This window comes from Lysobacter sp. Soil_C_15, from assembly GCF_057657315.1.
Genome location: NZ_JBDGIR010000009.1, coordinates 100,012 through 116,276, shown reverse-complemented (window position 1 = coordinate 116,276; position 16,265 = coordinate 100,012). Strand labels below are relative to the sequence as shown.

Genomic DNA, 16,265 nt, shown 5'->3' with positions numbered 1-16,265 from the left:
CGAAGACGGGCTCCGCTTCACTCCGGCGTAGCCGAATACCCAGGGCGTCATCGCGAGGAGACTCTGAAGTCTCTGGATGCCCGCCTTCGCGGGCATGGCGTCTGGGGAGCGCGCAGGCGAACGGCAGGCGCGGCGAATCAGGCCTCAGGTCGCATCGATATCGCCCAACGCGCGGATCAATCGCCGCGCGCGCTTGTCCGGTTTGGTCTCCGGCGCGCGATAGCCGGTGCGTTCGGCCGCGCGCAGCGCGCGCGCCTCCTCGCGGGCCAGGCGCGACGCCTCGCTTTCGGAGTACAGCGTCTGCGCGATGCTGGCCGGGCCGCGGGTGTCGCTGAGGCCGAGCACGACGATCTCGAAGACTTCTTCGCCGCGCGCCACCCGCATCGCATCGCCGACGCGCACCGCGCGCGAGGCCTTGGCGCGCTGGCCGCCGACGTCGACCTTGCCGGTCTCCACCGCCTGCCGCGCAAGACTGCGGGTCTTGAAGAAACGCGCCGCCCACAGCCACAGGTCCAGACGGACCGACGCCTGCGGCGCGCCTTTGGAATCGTGCTGGTCGCTCATCGTCGCGAACGATACCACCGCGACCGTTCCCGGACAGCGGAAACGCGACCGCAGGCGCGCAGCGGCGGACGACCGGCAAGCGCAGCGGCGGCCTCCTTCCGCGCCCGCTCGCGCCTGCGGATCCCGTCCGCGCCGCGCGCGGACGGCCACCGACGACAATGGAAACGCGAAGGCGCGGGATATCCCGCAGCCGCGCCTGCGGCCACGGTCCGCTCACCGCGATGGCGGCATACTTCCGCATCCCCGTCCGGACCGCCTCATGTCCACCAGCCCCGCCCGCGGCAGCCATCTGCTGACCGAAGGCCCGATTGGCCGCACCATGATCTCGTTCGCGCTGCCGATCATGGCCGGCAACGCGGCGCAATCGCTCAACGGCTCGGTCAACTCGATCTGGGTCGGGCGTTACCTCGGCGAGGCCGCGCTGACCGCGACCGCGAACGCCAACAACATCATGTTCTTCCTGATCGGCTCGATCTTCGGCATCGGCATGGCCGCGACGATCCTGATCGGCCAGGCCACCGGCGCGCGCGACCTCGCCCGCGCGCGCCGGATCATGGGCACCAGCGCCAGTTTTTTCATCGGCCTGTCGGCGCTGATCGCCGCCGCCGGCTGGTTCCTCGCCGACCCGGTGCTGCGCGCGATGGGCACGCCGGCCGCGGCGTTGCCGCTGGCCGAGCAGTACCTGCGGGTGATCTTCCTGTCGATGCCGTTCCTGTACGCCTTCGCCTTCATCTCCGCCGCCTTGCGCGGCGCCGGCGATTCGCGCACGCCGTTCCGCTTCCTGCTGTTGTCGGTAGTGCTGGACATCGTCCTCAACCCCTTGCTGATCTTCGGCTGGGGACCGGTGCCGGCGCTGGGCATCGCCGGCTCGGCGGCCTCGACCTTCTTCGCCCAGGGCGTGAGCCTGGCGGCGATGCTGCTGCACCTGCGGCGCAAGCGCCACGCGCTGTGGCTGGGCCGGCAGGACGCGCACCTGCTCAAGATCGACGCCGAGGTGCTGCGCGCGCTGATCGTCAAGGGCGTGCCGATGGGCCTGCAGATGATGCTGATCTCGCTGGCGATGATCGCGATGATCTCGCTGGTCAACGCCCACGGCACCGCCACCGCCGCCGGCTACGGCGCCGCGCTGCAACTGTGGACCTATGTGCAGATGCCGGCGATGGCGATCGGCGCGGCCTGCTCGTCGATCGCCGCGCAGAGCGTCGGCGCCGGACGCTGGGACCGGGTCGGCGCGGCGGCGCGCACCGGCACGATGTTCAATTTCCTGATGACCGGCGCGCTGATCGCGCCGCTGATCCTGCTCGACCGCTACACCCTGGCGCTGTTCCTGCCCGAGGGCAGCGCCTCGTTCGAGATCGCCCGCCACCTCAACCATATCTCGGTGTGGTCGTTCCTGTTCTTCGGCGTCAGCTTCGTGATCTCCGGCGTGGTCCGCGCTACCGGAGCGGTGATTCCGCCGCTGCTGATCCTCGGCTTCGCCCTGTGGGGCATCCGGGTGCCGTTCGCGACCTGGCTGCAACCGGCACTCGGCACCGACGCGCTGTGGTGGAGCTTCCCGGTCAGCGCGCTGTGCTCGATGCTGATGTCGATCGCCTATTACCGCTGGGGCGGCTGGCGCAAGGCGCGGATGATGGCCGCGCCCGAACGCATCGCCGCACCGGTCGCCGCGCAGACCATCGCCGCGCCTGCGGAGGTGCCGGCACAGCCTCCGGCGCCGGTCGCCGACGCCTGTCCCGACCAGGCCGAACCCGTCGCCGCGCCGGCCAAGGCCGACTGACGACGCAGGCCGCCCGGTCGCGCCGGAACCGAGCGCAGCCGGCGCGGACTCAGATATCTTCCAGCGCCACGGTGAACACCCCGGCCTCGCCCTGCTCGTAGGCGGCGCGCCAGATCCGATAGCCCTCCAGGTCGGCCTCGCTTACCGGCATCGAGCCGATCACCCGCGGTTCCACTTCGGCCACGCGCGTGCCGACGATCGGGAAGTGGCCTTGCAGCGGCTTGCTCTTGAGTTCGCGCACGTCGTCCAGGTGCTCGCGCAGCACCTCGTCGCGGGCGTGCACGGCGAACTTGCGCAGCGACAGGGCGTCGCGGCCGTCGGCCAGCGCGTCGATGCGCTGCACCCAGAAAAACCCCCACACGCCGTCGCTGCGCAGATAGGTGCAGATGTCGCCTTCGGACAGACCCGGATTCACGATGCGCTCCTGCCGCGGGGGCGGCGTGATGGACAACGGTGCGGGCGCACAGGCCGCGTCGGGAATCTAGCGCGAACCGCGCTCCGCGCACAGCGCCGCGCGGCGGCCGTTGGCGGGGAAGGCCCCGGCCCGCGGCCACAAACGCAAACGGCCGCCCGAAGGCGGCCGTTGCGGGCGTCGCGCGATGCGCGCGGCGCAAGCTCGACGACGACGATTACTCGGCGGTCGGAGCGTTCTTGGCGCGCGCGTAGGCGGCCAGATCTTCCTTGATGCGCGCCTTCTTGCCTTCCAGGCCGCGCAGGTAGTACAGCTTGCCCGAACGGACCTTGCCGCGGCGCTTGACGTTGACCGAATCGATCACGGCGCTGTGGGTTTGGAACACGCGCTCGACGCCGAAGCCGTGCGAGATCTTGCGCACGGTGAACGAGGAGTTCAGGCCGGCGTTCTTCTTGGCGATGACCACGCCTTCGTAGGCCTGGACGCGCTCGCGGTTGCCTTCCTTGACCTTCACGTTGACGACGACGGTGTCGCCGGGGCTGAAGTCGGGCAGCTGGCGCTGGACCTGTTCGGCTTCGAAATTCTGCAGCAGGGTGTGGATCGACGGCTTGTTCATGGGTGCGGCCTGTTGGATTAGTTGTTGCGCGAGTGCACGTGGACCCGCGTCATGGCATGGGTACAGCTAAGCGGCTAATTATAGCGGCGTTTTTTTCCGGATGGCTAGGGCTCAGGCGCTGGCGCCCGAATCCCGGCCGGTCTCGCCGCCGGCCGCGACGGCCGGATCGGGCGTGGAAACGGTTTCGGCCGCCCCGGCGGCGGCTTGGGCGGCCAGTTCGGCCCGGTAGGCGGCGAGCAACTGGCGGTCGGCCTTGGACAGCGCGGCCTCGTCGAGCAGGTCCGGGCGGCGCTGCCAGGTCCGGCCCAACGCCTGCTGGCGCCGCCACTTGGCGATCTGGGCGTGATTGCCCGACATCAGCACCGCCGGCACCGAGCCCAGTTCGTGCTCGACCGGGCGGGTGTAGTGCGGGCAGTCCAGCAGGCCCTCCTCGAAGCTGTCCTGGACCGCGGACTCGGCGTCGTTGAGTGCGCCATCCTGCAGCCGCGCGACCGCGTCGACCACTACCGCCGCGGCCAGCTCGCCGCCGGACAGGACGTAGTCGCCGATCGACAATTCCTCGTCGACCTCGGCCTGGATCAGCCGCTCGTCGACGCCCTCGTAGCGGCCGCACAGCAGGATCAGCCGTTCGTGCCCGGCCAGTTCGCGCACCTTGGCCTGGTCCAGGCGCGCGCCCTGCGGGCTCAGATAGATCACCCGCGCCGGCGCCGGATCGGCGGCGCGCGCGGCGCGGATCGCCGCCCGCAGCGGTTCGATCAGCATCACCATGCCCGGGCCGCCGCCGAACGGACGGTCGTCGACCCGGCGGTAGTTGCCCTCGGCGTAGTCGCGCGGATTCCAGCCGTGCAGCGCCAACAGACCGCGCTCGCCGGCCCGCCCGACCACGCCGAACGCGGCGCACTGGGCGACGAATTCGGGGAACAGGCTGATCAGGTCGATGCGCATGGGCTAGGAACTGGCGAATAGGAGTCGGGAGTCAGCGGACAGCAGAGCGGAGCTTGGCGTTGGCCAGCGCCTGGCCTATCCGCCGACCGCTCAAAAATCCGGATCCCAATCGACCGTGACCAGATTGGCCTCGAAATCGACCGACAGCACGTACTGCGGGATCACGAACGGGATCATGCGCTCGCGCTCGTCGTCGCGCCCGACCAGCACGTCGTTGGCGCCGGTCGCGAACAGATGCGAGACGGTGCCCAGCGACACGCCCTCGGTGGTGACCACGCGCAGGCCTTCCAGGTCGACCCAGTAGTACTCGCCCGGCTTGGGCGGCGGCAGGGCCGAGCGCGGCACGTAGATTTCGGTCCCGCGCATGGCCTCGACCGCGTTGCGGTCGGTCACGTCGGGGAAGGTGGCGATCAGGTACTTGCCGCTTTCGCGCCCGCGCACCCCGGACAACTCGCTTTCGCGCCCTTGCGGGTCGCGTACGGTCCAGGGCTGATAACGGAAGATCGCGGCGCGCGGCTCGGTCCAGGACTCGAGCTTGACTTCGCCGCGAATGCCGAAAGCGCCGAGCACCCTGCCCAACAGGATGCGGCGCGTCGTATCGCTCATGATGCGAAGGTCGGGCCGCGCGTGCCGAAGAACGGTGCGCGGCCCGCCGGATCAGGCGGCCGGAGCGGCCTTGGCGGCCTGCTTGTACAGGTCGGCGACCTTGTCGGTCAGCTGGGCGCCCTTGGAGACCCAGTGCTTGACGCGCTCGAGGTCGAGCTCGACGCGCTTTTCGTTGCCGGCGGCCACCGGGTTGTAGAAACCGACGCGCTCGATATTGCGGCCGTCGCGGGCGCTGCGGCTGTCGGTGACGATGATGTGGTAGAACGGACGCTTCTTGGCGCCGCCGCGGGTCAGTCGGATCTTGACCATGAGGGTTGCTTTCCTGTGTTGCCCAGCCGTCGGAATGACGGGGTAAGCCGGAAAGTTTAACCGATTCGAGGGCTTGAGCAAACCTGCCCGGGTCTCGGCGCCATCGGCTCCTCCCGGACACCCCGCCCCGCAAGCCCCACAGCGCCCGGAGCGCCGGGCGTCCCTGCCCGGCCTCCCCGATCCGCGCCCGGCCGCGATCGCCGTCCCTGGCGCCCGCCTGCCGGGTCTCGCGGCCGGCTCGCTCCCTCGATGCCGGCCGGGCGGGTCTGCTGCCCCGCCCTTGCGCCGCCCCCTCCCCCCGGAGGGAACCGGCGCCCCGTCGCCCGCCCCCTCGCGGGCGCCGGCTCAGGCCTTGTAGCGGATGGTGCCGCGCAGGGCGGTGGTGCCGGCCTCGCAATGCTGTTCGAAATCCATCAGCAGCCGGGTCACCAGGCCGGTGACCGGGTCGGACTGGATCTGCTTGATCGTCGCGGTGCCGGAAATCCGGTTGCAGCCGCGGCCGTTGCCGCCGAAGTCGAAGCCCATCCGGGTGGTGTCGGCGAACCGCGCGATCGGGTACGTGCCCGGCGCCAGGGTCTTGCCGGTCGGCGCCTGCACGAAGGCCATCCAGTCGTCGCGCTGGCCCGAAGCGGCATAGCTGAAATAGCGGTTGTTGCCCTGCAGCAGGAAGATGCTGGTGTCGCCGGCGTAGCTCTTCTTGATCCCGCCGCCGATGTAGTCGCCGACGTCGCTGTCCAGGCTCAGCGCCAGCGGTTGCACGTTGTAGCGCAGCACGCCCGCCAGCAACGGCGCGCTCTCGCGCTCGCAGCGCTGCAGCGCGGTGGCCTCCAGCGCGGTCACCGCGCCGTTGGCGTCGAACTCGATCTGCTGGATGTACACCGAGCCCCAGGTCTCGTTGCAGCCGCGGCCGTTGCCGCCGATGTCGATGCCCGGCGACAGGCCGGTGCGGAACGCCGAGCGCTCGGCGTAGTAGTAGCGGCCGCGCTGGAACTTCTGCCCCTGCGGCGCGGCCAGGTCGATGCGCCAGTTGTCGACTCCGGAGCGCACGTTCATCGACAAGGCCTGGGCGTTGCCGGACACGGTGATGGTCGAATCGGCGTCGGTGTAGACCTTGGACTGGCCGGCGCCGATGTAATCGCCGGCCTGGCTGACGTAGGAGTACAAGGCATCGGCGGCGGCGACCGGCGCGGCGGCGACGCCGATCAGGGCCAGCGCGAACGCGCCGGCCAGACGGGAATTGCGGGAATTGCGGGAACTGCGCTGCTTCAAAGCCATGCGTACGACCTCCGTGTGTGTGCGCCGCGCGGTGGCGGCGAGTGCATGCGGCTGCGCGACGACGGCGGGAAGAGGCGCGGCCTTGCCTGCGATGGGCGCGAAGGCCGGTGATCCGCGTCGTGCAGGCATAGGATCGGCAGCGCGGGTCTCGCTGGCCGAGAACCGCGCACCCGCTCGTCGGCGACCGCCGGCTTCGATGCGAAGCGCGGTCGCAACTCGCGCGCCGCTTTCGATCGGGCACAAAAAAAGGCCGGCGCATCCGCGCCGGCCTTCGACCGAGAGCCAGGGCCGGTCAGAGTTTGTGGCGGATGACGCCGCGTACCACGTCGTTGTCCGAGCAGCGGTACTCGAACTGCGCCCACAACGCGGTCGCTGCGCCGCCGGTGTAGCGCACGTCGTTGATCTGCAAGGTGCCGGACAATCCCTCGCAAGCGCCGATGCCGTACTGGCGCGATGTCATCTCCAGCCCCAGGGCATTGGCGCTGGCCCTGGGCGCGAGCGCATACGTCCCCTTGACCAGGCGTTTGCCGGTCGGCGGCGCGAGTTGCAACTGCCAGCGGTTCTGGCGCCCGGCGACCGTGTAGCTGATCAAGGTGTCGGTGCCGCCCAGCGAGAACACCGACATGTCTCCGGCGTAGCCCAGGTCGAAGCCGGGCCAATTCGGCGAGCCCGACGTCGCCTTGATCTTGAACGACAGCGGCGGCACGCCGTGGCGCATCGCCACCGTCAACAGCGGCATGTCGTCGTGATCGCAGCGTTGCTGGACCACCGCCTCCAGCCCTTTGATCGTGCCGATATCGTCGAATGCGATCTGCTGGATCTGCACCGTGCCCCAGGCGTAGGTGCAGCCGCTGCCGGCGCTGGACACGGAAACCCCCGCTGCGCGCCCGGTGCGCGTATCGACGTGCTCGGCCAGGTAATAGCGCCCCTGGCGCAGGCGTTCGCCCGGCGGCGGCGCCAGACGCACGCGCCAGAGCTTGTCGCCGGTCGAGACCTCGAGCGTGGCGGCTTCGGCCGTACCGTACAACCGGAACTGCGCATTGGCGTCGGTATGGCTTGCGCGCTGTCCGCCGCCGACCGGATCGCCGGCCTCGCTGACATAGGCGAAGCTGGAAGCGGCCATGGCCGTCTGCGGCGCGCCGTACAGGCCGCTGGCGGCGACGCCGAGCGCGAGCGCGCCGCGAATGGGGAACGACTGCATCATGCGTTGGATATCCTTGTTGATTCGTCGCGATGCTTCGCGAACGATGAAAAACGAACCGGAACAGAACGCGCCGTCGGCGGCGGCCCTGCGTCCCGAGCGAAGACGAAACCGGCGCGCCGCCGCGGCGCGCAGCAAGTGTGCGCAGCGCACGCCGCCGCACAAGCGTTGCGACGCCGGCCGAACGTGATGCGCGGCCGATCGGCACAAACAAAAACGGCGACCCGAAGGCCGCCGTCGCGTTTTTGTAACGATGTGCGCCGGGTTCGCGGCGCGGCCGCTCAGCGGAACGGCATCCCGCCGCGGCCGCCCATCATCCCGCGCATGCCGCGCATCAAGCCCTTCATGCCGCCGCCGGAGAGTTTGCTCATCATCTTCTCCATCTGCTGATACTGCTTCATCAGCTTGTTGACGTCGGCCGGGGTCAGGCCGGCGCCCTTGGCGATGCGCGCCCGGCGCGAGCCGTTGAGCAGGGTCGGATTGCGCCGCTCCTTCTTGGTCATCGAGTTGATGATCGCGACCATCCGCGGCACTTCCTTGCCGGTGATCTGGTTCTTGACCGCATCCGGGATCTGGCCCATCCCCGGCAGCTTGTCCATGAGCCCGTGCAGGCCGCCCATGTTCTGCATCTGCTCGAGCTGGTCCTTCATGTCGTTGAGGTCGAACTTCTTGCCCTTGGCGACCTTCTCGGCGAGCTTCTGCGCCTTGTCCTTGTCGACCTGCTGCTCGACCTGCTCGACCAGCGACAGCACGTCGCCCATGTCGAGGATGCGGCTGGCGACGCGGTCGGGGTGGAACACGTCCAGGCCGTCGGGCTTCTCGCCGACGCCGATGAACTTGATCGGCCGCCCGGTGACGTAGCGCACCGACAGCGCGGCGCCGCCGCGGGCGTCGCCGTCGGTCTTGGTCAGCACCACGCCGGTCAGCGGCAGCGCCTCGGCGAAGGCCTTGGCGGTGGTCGCCGCGTCCTGGCCGGTCATCGAGTCGACCACGAACAGGGTCTCGACCGGGGCGACCGCGGCGTGCAGCGCCTTGATCTCGGCCATCATCGCCTCGTCGATGGCGAGGCGGCCGGCGGTATCGACCAGCAGCACGTCGACGAACGACTTCTTGGCGTCGGCGATCGCCGCGCGCACGATCTCTTCGGGCTTCTGCGACGCGCTGGACGGGAAGAACAGCACCTCGACCTGCTCGGCGAGCTGGCGCAGCTGCTCGATCGCGGCCGGCCGATAGACGTCGGCCGAGACCACCATCACCTTCTTCTTGCGCCGCTCGCGCAGGTGCTTGGCCAGCTTGCCGACCGTGGTGGTCTTGCCCGCGCCCTGCAGGCCGGCCATCAGGATCACCGCCGGCGCCGGCACGTTGAGGTTGAGGTCGGCGGCCTGCGAGCCCATGACCGCGGTCAGCTCGTCGCGCACGACCTTGATCAGGGCCTGGCCCGGGGTCAGCGACTTCAGCACTTCCTGGCCGACCGCGCGCACCTTGATCCGCTCGATCAGCGCCTGCACCACCGGCAGGGCGACGTCGGCTTCGAGCAGGGCGATGCGCACTTCGCGCAGCGACTCGCGGATGTTCTCTTCGGTCAGACGGCCGCGGCCGCGCAGGCGCTCGATGGTGCCGGACAGGCGTTGGGTCAGGGATTCGAACATGAGGGGCTGGGGCGAACGACGGGGCGGGAAGTATAGCGGGGGCGGGAAGTGAGCGCAGAGGAGCGAGAAGCGAGGAACGAGCGAAAGCCCCGCCGCTCACTCCTCGCTCCTCTCCGCTCGCTCCTGCCTTATGCCACACTGCGGCGATGACAATCGTTCTCATCGCGGTCGCCCTCTACCTGGTCGCGACCGGCCAACTGGTCGCGGCGGTGCGCAACGGCGACGGCCGCAGCGCTCGCTGGTGGCTGCTGCCGGCCAATCTGGCCGTGCTCGGCCATGGCCTGGCGCACCTGCTGGCCTGGCGCAGCGCCGGCGGCGCCGACCTGCATTTCTTCGCCGCGCTGTCCCTGGTCGGGCTGGGCATGGCGGTGCTGACCGCGATCGTCGGCGCCTCCGGGCGCATGGCCGCGCTCGGCGTGGTGGTGTTCCCGCTGGCGGCGCTGACGCTGCTGGGCTATCAGGCCTACGGCCATGTCCAGCACCCCGAGCCGCTGGACTGGCGCCTGCAGTTGCACGCCTGGCTGGCCCTGCTGGCTTACGCCACCCTCGCCGTCGCGGCCCTGTTCGCGCTGATGCTGTGGGCGCAGGAACGCGCCCTGCGCCGGCGCGAGTTCCACCGCTGGCTGCGCGCGCTGCCGCCGCTGGTGGAACTGGAAAGCCTGTTGTTCCGCACCATCGGGGTCGGTTTCGCCCTGCTCACCGCGACCCTGCTGACCGGGGTGCTGTTCGTCGAGAACCTGTTCGCCCAGCACCTGGTGCACAAGACCGTGCTCAGCGTGCTGTCCTGGCTGGCCTTCGGCGGGCTGCTGCTGGGCCGCTGGCGCTACGGCTGGCGCGGCGCGGTCGCGGTGCGCTGGACCCTGGCGGCGATGATCCTGCTGGTGCTGGCGTTCTTCGGCAGCAAATTCGTCCTGGAACTGGTGCTGCAGCGGGTCTGACCGTAACGGTCGGCGAGGCCCGACCTAAGGATGGCGTCGCATGGGGGGATGGATCAGGGCGCTGCCGGACCGCAGCGAGTTCGTCGGCGTGCTGACGCTGGCGTTCGGCTGGACGATCTACGCCAATCTGAGCCTGCTGCTCGCCCCGCCGCAAGCGCCGCAGCCGATCGACCCCAACTGGCTGATCGGCGTGCTGTGGATGGAACTGCCGATCCTGGCGATGATCGGGCTGTTCCTGCGCGAACGCGGCTGGACCTGGGCGCGGCTGGGGCCGCCGCCGTCGTGGCGCGACGTCCTGCCCGGCTTGTCGTTGGCCCTGGCCACCGCCCTGGTGTTCTGGCTGATGCAGACGGTGGCGGCGAGCGTCGGCCTGGCGACCCGCGCGGTCGAAGAAGCCGTGCCGGTCCAGACCGGGATGAATTGGCCGCTGGTGCTGACGGCCTCGGTCGTGAACGGCTTCTACGAAGAGGCCCTGGTTTGCGGCTATCTGATCTCGGCGATGCGCGGCAAGCGCGGGATGTGGACCGCGATCCACCTGAGCACGGCGATCCGCCTGGCCTATCACCTTTACCAGGGCGAGGTCGGCGTGATCGCGATCGTGCCGATGGGCCTGGGCTATGCCTGGCTGTATGCAGTCACCGGCCGGCTATGGCCGCTGGTGCTGGCGCATGTGGTGCTCGACGCCTGGGCCCTGGGCGCCGCCTGAGCCCGGCGGACCGGATCGCCTGCCCTTCGCCCTTCGGCGCCTTGCCTGTTTTGGCGAGTAGCACGGGAAAGTCCGCATCCCCCGGCTCAGACCCGGGGGCCGCCCGCCCCCGGCAAAGCCAGAATTTAAATCCATAAATCAAATATTTATCGCGAAGTCGCAAAGCGACGGCGTTTCCGCACGCTCGTTCGATGTTTGCTGAACATGTCTTTTGCAAGAACAATATTTGCATTGACAACTATTGCGCAGGCGCAGATCATCCCGCGCCATGACCACCCTGCCCCCGAACCCCGTCTGCTCGACTTCCAACCTCGGCCTGCTGTTCCGCCAGGTCCGCGATGCGATGTGGGCGCAAATGGAACGCGAGCTGGCCCAGGCCGGCCACGACCTGACCTTCAGCCAGTTCATCACCCTCAAGGAACTGGCCATCGGCACCGCCGGGGTCACCGAGCTGGCGCGCGCCGCCCAGCTCAACCCCGGCGCCATGACCCGCCTGCTCGACAAGCTGGAAACCCGCGGCCTGGTCGCTCGCGTCGCCGATCCCGACGACCGCCGCGCGCTCAACATCCACCTGACCGAAACCGGCGCCGCGATCTGGGCCGACATCGACGCCTGCGGCCGGCGCGTGCGCGAGCGCGCCATGACCGGCCTCAGCGACGCCGACCGCGACCAGTTGCACCGCTTGCTCGAACAGGTGCGCGACAACCTCACCCTTACCGGTTCCTGAGCCCATGACCCGCCACGCCCCTCGCCCGCGCCGCGGGCTGCCATTCGTGCTGGCGCCGCTCGTCGCGGCGCTGATCCTGGCCGGTTGCGCGAGCAGCCGCGGCCTCGCTCCGGAAGGCCGCGCGCTCGACGCCGACACGCTGGTCGCGCAGCGCAGCTTCGCCGACGCCGCCTTGTCCGACGCCGCGTTCCCGCGCGCCGACTGGTGGACCGGGTTCGGCGATGCGCAATTGAACGCGCTGATCGAGGAGGCCCTGGCCGGCAACCCGAGCCTGGACGCCGCCGACGCGCGCGTGCGCCAGGCGGTCGCCCAGGCCGGCCTCGCCGACGCGGCGCGCAAGCCGACCCTCGGCGCCAGCGCCCAGTACTCGGGCCTGCAACTGCCCGAGACCGTCGCCCCCGAACCGCTCGGCGGCAAGTACAGCGGCGTGGAAGTGCTGTCGCTGAGCTTCAAGTACAGCCCCGACCTGTGGGGCGGCCAGCGCGCGCGCTGGCAGGCCGCGCTGGGCCAGGCCCGCGCCGCCGAAGTCGAGGCCCAGGCCGCGCGCCTGACCCTGTCGTCCAACCTCGCCCGCAACTATGTCGCGCTGGCCCAGGCCTTCCAGGCCCAGGACGTGGCCAAGGCCGAGCGGCAACGCGCGCAGAACCTGCTCGCGCTCGGTCGCCAGCGGGTCAAGGCCGGCCTAGACAACCAACTGCAGATCCGCAACGCCGAAAGCGCCAGCGCCGCCGCCGACCAGCAGATCCAGTCCGCCCAGCAGCAGATCGACGCGCTGCGCAATGCCCTGGCCGCCCTGCTCGGCCAGGGCCCGGACCGTGGCCTGGCCATCGCCCGTCCCGCCGCGCTGGCCGCGCAGGCCCCGGCCGTGCCGGCAGTGTTGCCGAGCCAATTGCTCGGCCATCGTCCCGACGTGGTCGCCGCGCGCTGGCGAGTCGAAGCCGCCTCGCACGGCATCGAAGCGGCCAAGGCCGAGTTCTATCCGAGCGTCAATCTCAGTGCGCTCGTCGGCCTGGCCTCGGGTGGGCTGTCCGACCTGTTCAGCCGCGACGCGCTGCTGGTCCAGGGCGGCCCGGCGATCAGCCTGCCGATCTTCGACGGCGGCCGGCTGCGCAACCAGTTGGCCGGGCGCGACGCCGACTACGACCTCGCCGTCGCCAACTACAACCAGAGCCTGGTCGGCGCGCTGCGCGAAGTCGCCGACGCGCTGCAGGCGGCGCGTTCGCTCGACGGCCAGTTGGCTTCCGCGCAGCAGGCGCGCGACGCCGCGCAGCAGGCCTGGCAGATCGCCAGCACCCGCTACCGCGCCGGCCTGGGCACCCAGCTCGACGTGCTCGCCGCGCAGCGTCCCCTGCTGCAGCTCGACCAACAGCTCGCCGGCCTGCGCGCGCAGCGCCTGGCGGCGAGCATCGAGCTCGACCGCGCGCTCGGCGGCGGCCTGCCGCTGCAGGCGCCCGACCCGGTCGCGCCTTTGTCCGAACGCGCCGCTCCTTCTTCGATCCACGCCATCGCCAAGGCCCCCACGCCATGACCTCCGAAATCAACCCGCAAGCCGCGACCGCGGCCGCCGCCGCGCCGGCCAACGGCAAGCGTCGCAAGGCGCTGCTGATCCTGCTCACCGTGGTGGTGATCGCCGCTGTCGCCTGGACCGCGTACTACCTGCTGGTGCTGCGCTGGCACCAGGACACCGACGACGCCTACGTCCAGGGCAACGTGGTCAACATCACCCCGCAGACCCTGGGCACGGTGGTCAGCATCGGCGCCGACGACGGCATGAAGGTGCGCGCCGGCCAGGTGCTGGTGCAGCTCGACCCCAACGACGCCCAGGTCGCCTACGACCAGGCGGTGGCCAACTTGGCCAATACCGTGCGCCAGGTGCGCGGCCTGTACAGCGCGGTCGATGCCGGCCAGGCCGATCTGTCGGCGCGCCAGGTCGCGGTGCAGAAGGCCCGCGCCGACGTCAAGCGCCGCGAAGGCCTGGTCGCCGGCGGCGCGGTCTCGGCCGAAGAGCTGGCCCACGCCCGCGACGAACTGGCCGCGGCCGAAGCGGCGCTGTCGTCCTCGCGCGGCACCCTGGCGCGCAACCGCGCCCTGGTCGATGCGACCACGGTCGCCAAGCAGCCGCAGGTCGCCGCCGCCGCCGCGCAACTGCGTCAGGCCTATCTGAACCTGCAGCGTTCGGCGATCGTCGCCCCGGTCGACGGCTACGTCGCCAAGCGCAGCGTGCAGCTGGGCCAGCGGGTCCAGCCCGGCACCGCGTTGATGACGGTGATTCCGCTGGAGCAGGTCTGGGTCGAAGCCAACTTCAAGGAAACCCAGCTCGCCGACATGCGCATCGGCCAGCCGGTGGAAGTGCATGCCGACCTGTACGGCAGCGACGTGGTCTACCAGGGCAAGCTGACCAGCCTCGGCCTGGGCACCGGCAGCGCGTTCTCGCTGCTGCCGGCGCAGAACGCCAGCGGCAACTGGATCAAGATCATCCAGCGCGTGCCGGTGCGGATCGAACTGGATCCCAAGCAACTGGCCGAGCATCCGCTGCGCCTGGGCCTGAGCATGCACGTCGACGTCAGCATCCGCGACCAGGCCGGCGCGGTGCTCGCCAGCGCGCCGCCGGCCAAGCCGGTGCTGGCCACCGATGCCTACGCCAGGCAACTGCACGACGCCGATTCGATGATCGACAAGATCGTGCGCGAGAACCTGCCCAACGGCGCCCAGCACGGCTGACCCCTCCCCCGCGGACGACGCCCCTCCCCCCTCGTCGTGCCTCGTCCGCTGTTCGCGCCGTCGTCCGGCGATCCGGCCTCCTCCCCCGCCGGCCTCGCCTCCCCCCGCGACCGGGCGCGAACTCCGAAGCCGCCGTTCCGGCCCCGCGCCGGAACGGCGGACTAAGGACCGCGGCGCCGCGCTAGCGCAGCCGTCCGCGTCCCCACCGACTGCACAGGCCGATCCATGTCCGCCACCACCGCCAACGCCGGACCCGCCGCCGCACCGGCGCCGCAAGCCGGCTTCCGGCCGCCGAACATCGCGCTGACCACGCTGGGCCTGGCCCTGGCCTCGTTCATGCAGGTGCTCGACATCACCATCGCCAACGTCTCCCTGCCGACCATCGCCGGCAACCTCGGCGGCAGCAGCAGCCAGGCGACCTGGGTCATCACCTCGTTCGCGGTCAGCAACGCCATCGCCCTGCCGCTGACCGGCTTCTTCACCCGCAAGTTCGGCGAACGCAAATTGTTCATGTGGGCGACCATGCTGTTCGTGATCGCCTCGCTGCTGTGCGGCCTGGCCAACAGCATGGGCCTGCTGGTCGCCGCGCGCGCGCTGCAGGGCTTCGTCGCCGGGCCGATGTACCCGGTCACCCAGGCGCTGCTGATCTCGATCTACCCGCCGCACAAACGCGGCCAGGCCATCGCCCTGCTGGCGATGGTGACCGTGGTCGCGCCGATCGCCGGCCCCATTCTCGGCGGCTGGATCACCGACAACTACAGTTGGGAATGGATCTTCTTCATCAACGTCCCGATCGGCATCTTCGCCAGCCTGGTGGTCGGCAATCAGTTGCGCGGCCGGCCGGAGAAGCTGGAGAACCCGAAGATGGACTACATGGGGCTGGTCACCCTGGTGGTCGGCGTCGGCGCGCTGCAGGTGCTGCTCGACCTGGGCAACGACGAGGACTGGTTCAATTCGAGCAAGATCGTGGTCCTGGCCATCGTCGCCGCCATCGCCCTGGCGGTGTTCGTGATCTGGGAACTGACCGAGCGCGATCCGATCGTCAACCTGCGCCTGTTCCGGCACCGCAACTTCGCCAGCGGCACCGCGGCGATGGTGCTGGCCTACTCGGCGTTCTTCGCGGTCGGCCTGCTGGTGCCGCTGTGGCTGCAGCGCAACCTGGGCTACACGCCGATCTGGGCCGGCCTGGCGACCGCGCCGATCGGCATCCTGCCGGTGCTGCTGACGCCCTTCGTCGGCCTGTACGCGACCCGCTTCGACCTGCGCATCGTCGCCAGCCTGGCCTTCGTGGCGATGGCCTTCACCAGCTTCGTGCGCTCGGGCTTCAACCTAGACGTCGACTTCCAGCACGTGGCGATGGTGCAGCTGTGGCAGGGCCTGGGCGTGGCGCTGTTCTTCATGCCGGTGCTGACCATCCTGCTGTCGGACCTGGAACCGCACGAGATCGCCGCCGGCTCCGGCCTGGCGACCTTCGTCCGCACCCTGGGCGGCAGCTTCGCCGCCTCGCTGACCACCTGGGGCTGGAACCAGCGCAGCACCATCCACCATGCCGAACTGACCGAGCACATCGGCGCCTACGACCCGGCGATCCGCCAGACCGTGGACCTGCTCGGCCGCGGCGACCTGCAGCGCGGCGCGGTGTCCTTGAACCAGATGATTTCGCAGCAGGCGGCGCAGATCGGCTTCAACGAGATCTTCCACCTGCTCGGCATCCTGTTCCTGGTGGTGATCGCGTTCGTCTGGTTCGCCAAACCGCCGTTCACCGCCAAGGCCGGCGGCGGCGCAGCCGCGGGCGGCCACTGATCGGCTCGCCTTTCTC

The 16,265-nt window shown here is 70.1% G+C and carries 16 protein-coding genes; 7 read left to right on the top strand and 9 right to left on the bottom strand.

What is annotated here, in order from left to right; translation table 11 throughout:
• Window positions 1–144: 144 nt before the first annotated feature.
• Window positions 145–564 carry an RNA-binding S4 domain-containing protein gene (locus tag AC3A57_RS19270; protein ID WP_487580386.1) on the bottom strand — a complete coding sequence of 140 codons (420 nt, stop codon included), beginning with the start codon at window positions 562–564 and terminating at the stop codon, window positions 145–147.
• Window positions 565–823: 259 nt separating this feature from the next.
• On the opposite strand from AC3A57_RS19270, the gene AC3A57_RS19265 reads away from it, so the two are divergent.
• Window positions 824–2,341: an MATE family efflux transporter gene (locus AC3A57_RS19265; protein ID WP_487580385.1), complete on the top strand. Its 1,518-nt coding sequence runs from the start codon at window positions 824–826 to the stop codon at window positions 2,339–2,341.
• Window positions 2,342–2,390: 49 nt separating this feature from the next.
• Here AC3A57_RS19265 and AC3A57_RS19260 read toward each other — a convergent pair whose 3' ends face one another.
• The 8 genes from AC3A57_RS19260 to ffh all read right to left on the bottom strand — a co-directional run bounded on the left by AC3A57_RS19260 (window position 2,391) and on the right by ffh (window position 9,354).
• A complete protein-coding gene (locus AC3A57_RS19260; RefSeq protein WP_487580384.1) occupies window positions 2,391–2,756 on the bottom strand; it encodes a hypothetical protein in 366 nt (121 codons plus the stop codon).
• 214 nt (window positions 2,757–2,970) lie between these two features.
• The gene (rplS, locus tag AC3A57_RS19255; RefSeq protein ID WP_487580383.1) at window positions 2,971–3,369 is read right to left on the bottom strand and encodes a 50S ribosomal protein L19; all 399 of its coding nucleotides are present in this window, start codon (window positions 3,367–3,369) and stop codon (window positions 2,971–2,973) included.
• A 111-nt stretch (window positions 3,370–3,480) separates the two neighbouring features.
• A complete protein-coding gene (gene trmD, locus AC3A57_RS19250) occupies window positions 3,481–4,314 on the bottom strand; it encodes a tRNA (guanosine(37)-N1)-methyltransferase TrmD (RefSeq protein ID WP_487580382.1) in 834 nt (277 codons plus the stop codon).
• A gap of 90 nt (window positions 4,315–4,404) precedes the next feature.
• Complete coding sequence (rimM, locus tag AC3A57_RS19245) at window positions 4,405–4,920, bottom strand: ribosome maturation factor RimM (protein ID WP_487580381.1); 516 nt, start codon at window positions 4,918–4,920, stop codon at window positions 4,405–4,407.
• Between the two features lie 51 nt (window positions 4,921–4,971).
• Entirely contained in the window at window positions 4,972–5,229 is a 258-nt protein-coding gene (gene rpsP, locus AC3A57_RS19240; protein WP_064750149.1) for a 30S ribosomal protein S16, read from the bottom strand.
• 345 nt (window positions 5,230–5,574) lie between these two features.
• On the bottom strand, window positions 5,575–6,504 hold the full coding sequence (locus tag AC3A57_RS19235) for an META domain-containing protein (RefSeq protein ID WP_487580380.1): 930 nt from the start codon (window positions 6,502–6,504) through the stop codon (window positions 5,575–5,577).
• Window positions 6,505–6,796: 292 nt separating this feature from the next.
• Window positions 6,797–7,843: a hypothetical protein gene (locus tag AC3A57_RS19230; protein ID WP_487580379.1), complete on the bottom strand. Its 1,047-nt coding sequence runs from the start codon at window positions 7,841–7,843 to the stop codon at window positions 6,797–6,799.
• A gap of 143 nt (window positions 7,844–7,986) precedes the next feature.
• Entirely contained in the window at window positions 7,987–9,354 is a 1,368-nt protein-coding gene (gene ffh / locus AC3A57_RS19225; RefSeq protein ID WP_487580378.1) for a signal recognition particle protein, read from the bottom strand.
• A 146-nt stretch (window positions 9,355–9,500) separates the two neighbouring features.
• Here ffh and AC3A57_RS19220 point away from each other — a divergent pair, with 146 nt between their 5' ends.
• The 6 genes from AC3A57_RS19220 (at window position 9,501) to AC3A57_RS19195 (ending at window position 16,249) form a co-directional block, all read left to right on the top strand.
• Window positions 9,501–10,292, top strand: a complete 792-nt coding sequence (locus AC3A57_RS19220) for a cytochrome C assembly family protein (RefSeq protein WP_487580377.1) — start codon at window positions 9,501–9,503, stop codon at window positions 10,290–10,292.
• A 40-nt stretch (window positions 10,293–10,332) separates the two neighbouring features.
• Window positions 10,333–10,998 carry a CPBP family intramembrane glutamic endopeptidase gene (locus AC3A57_RS19215; protein WP_487580376.1) on the top strand — a complete coding sequence of 222 codons (666 nt, stop codon included), beginning with the start codon at window positions 10,333–10,335 and terminating at the stop codon, window positions 10,996–10,998.
• 268 nt (window positions 10,999–11,266) lie between these two features.
• Complete coding sequence (locus AC3A57_RS19210; protein WP_255595380.1) at window positions 11,267–11,725, top strand: MarR family winged helix-turn-helix transcriptional regulator; 459 nt, start codon at window positions 11,267–11,269, stop codon at window positions 11,723–11,725.
• A gap of 4 nt (window positions 11,726–11,729) precedes the next feature.
• Window positions 11,730–13,253 (top strand): efflux transporter outer membrane subunit, encoded by a 1,524-nt coding sequence (locus AC3A57_RS19205; RefSeq protein WP_487580375.1) that lies wholly within the window; start codon window positions 11,730–11,732, stop codon window positions 13,251–13,253.
• The gene (locus AC3A57_RS19200; RefSeq protein WP_487580374.1) at window positions 13,250–14,446 is read left to right on the top strand and encodes an EmrA/EmrK family multidrug efflux transporter periplasmic adaptor subunit; all 1,197 of its coding nucleotides are present in this window, start codon (window positions 13,250–13,252) and stop codon (window positions 14,444–14,446) included. The genes AC3A57_RS19205 and AC3A57_RS19200 overlap by 4 nt, the downstream gene beginning before the upstream one ends.
• A gap of 225 nt (window positions 14,447–14,671) precedes the next feature.
• The gene (locus AC3A57_RS19195; protein ID WP_487580373.1) at window positions 14,672–16,249 is read left to right on the top strand and encodes a DHA2 family efflux MFS transporter permease subunit; all 1,578 of its coding nucleotides are present in this window, start codon (window positions 14,672–14,674) and stop codon (window positions 16,247–16,249) included.
• The last annotated feature ends 16 nt before the right edge of the window (window positions 16,250–16,265 follow it).

What these genes read in the sequence shown, in the direction of transcription:
- AC3A57_RS19270 (WP_487580386.1), bottom strand. Translation starts at nt 564, where the DNA reads ATGAGCGACCAGCACGATTCCAAAGGCGCGCCGCAGGCGTCGGTCCGT.
- AC3A57_RS19265 (WP_487580385.1), top strand. Translation starts at nt 824, where the DNA reads ATGTCCACCAGCCCCGCCCGCGGCAGCCATCTGCTGACCGAAGGCCCG.
- rplS (WP_487580383.1), bottom strand. Translation starts at nt 3,369, where the DNA reads ATGAACAAGCCGTCGATCCACACCCTGCTGCAGAATTTCGAAGCCGAA.
- trmD (WP_487580382.1), bottom strand. Translation starts at nt 4,314, where the DNA reads ATGCGCATCGACCTGATCAGCCTGTTCCCCGAATTCGTCGCCCAGTGC.
- rimM (WP_487580381.1), bottom strand. Translation starts at nt 4,920, where the DNA reads ATGAGCGATACGACGCGCCGCATCCTGTTGGGCAGGGTGCTCGGCGCT.
- rpsP (WP_064750149.1), bottom strand. Translation starts at nt 5,229, where the DNA reads ATGGTCAAGATCCGACTGACCCGCGGCGGCGCCAAGAAGCGTCCGTTC.
- AC3A57_RS19235 (WP_487580380.1), bottom strand. Translation starts at nt 6,504, where the DNA reads ATGGCTTTGAAGCAGCGCAGTTCCCGCAATTCCCGCAATTCCCGTCTG.
- ffh (WP_487580378.1), bottom strand. Translation starts at nt 9,354, where the DNA reads ATGTTCGAATCCCTGACCCAACGCCTGTCCGGCACCATCGAGCGCCTG.
- AC3A57_RS19220 (WP_487580377.1), top strand. Translation starts at nt 9,501, where the DNA reads ATGACAATCGTTCTCATCGCGGTCGCCCTCTACCTGGTCGCGACCGGC.
- AC3A57_RS19215 (WP_487580376.1), top strand. Translation starts at nt 10,333, where the DNA reads ATGGGGGGATGGATCAGGGCGCTGCCGGACCGCAGCGAGTTCGTCGGC.
- AC3A57_RS19210 (WP_255595380.1), top strand. Translation starts at nt 11,267, where the DNA reads ATGACCACCCTGCCCCCGAACCCCGTCTGCTCGACTTCCAACCTCGGC.
- AC3A57_RS19205 (WP_487580375.1), top strand. Translation starts at nt 11,730, where the DNA reads ATGACCCGCCACGCCCCTCGCCCGCGCCGCGGGCTGCCATTCGTGCTG.
- AC3A57_RS19200 (WP_487580374.1), top strand. Translation starts at nt 13,250, where the DNA reads ATGACCTCCGAAATCAACCCGCAAGCCGCGACCGCGGCCGCCGCCGCG.
- AC3A57_RS19195 (WP_487580373.1), top strand. Translation starts at nt 14,672, where the DNA reads ATGTCCGCCACCACCGCCAACGCCGGACCCGCCGCCGCACCGGCGCCG.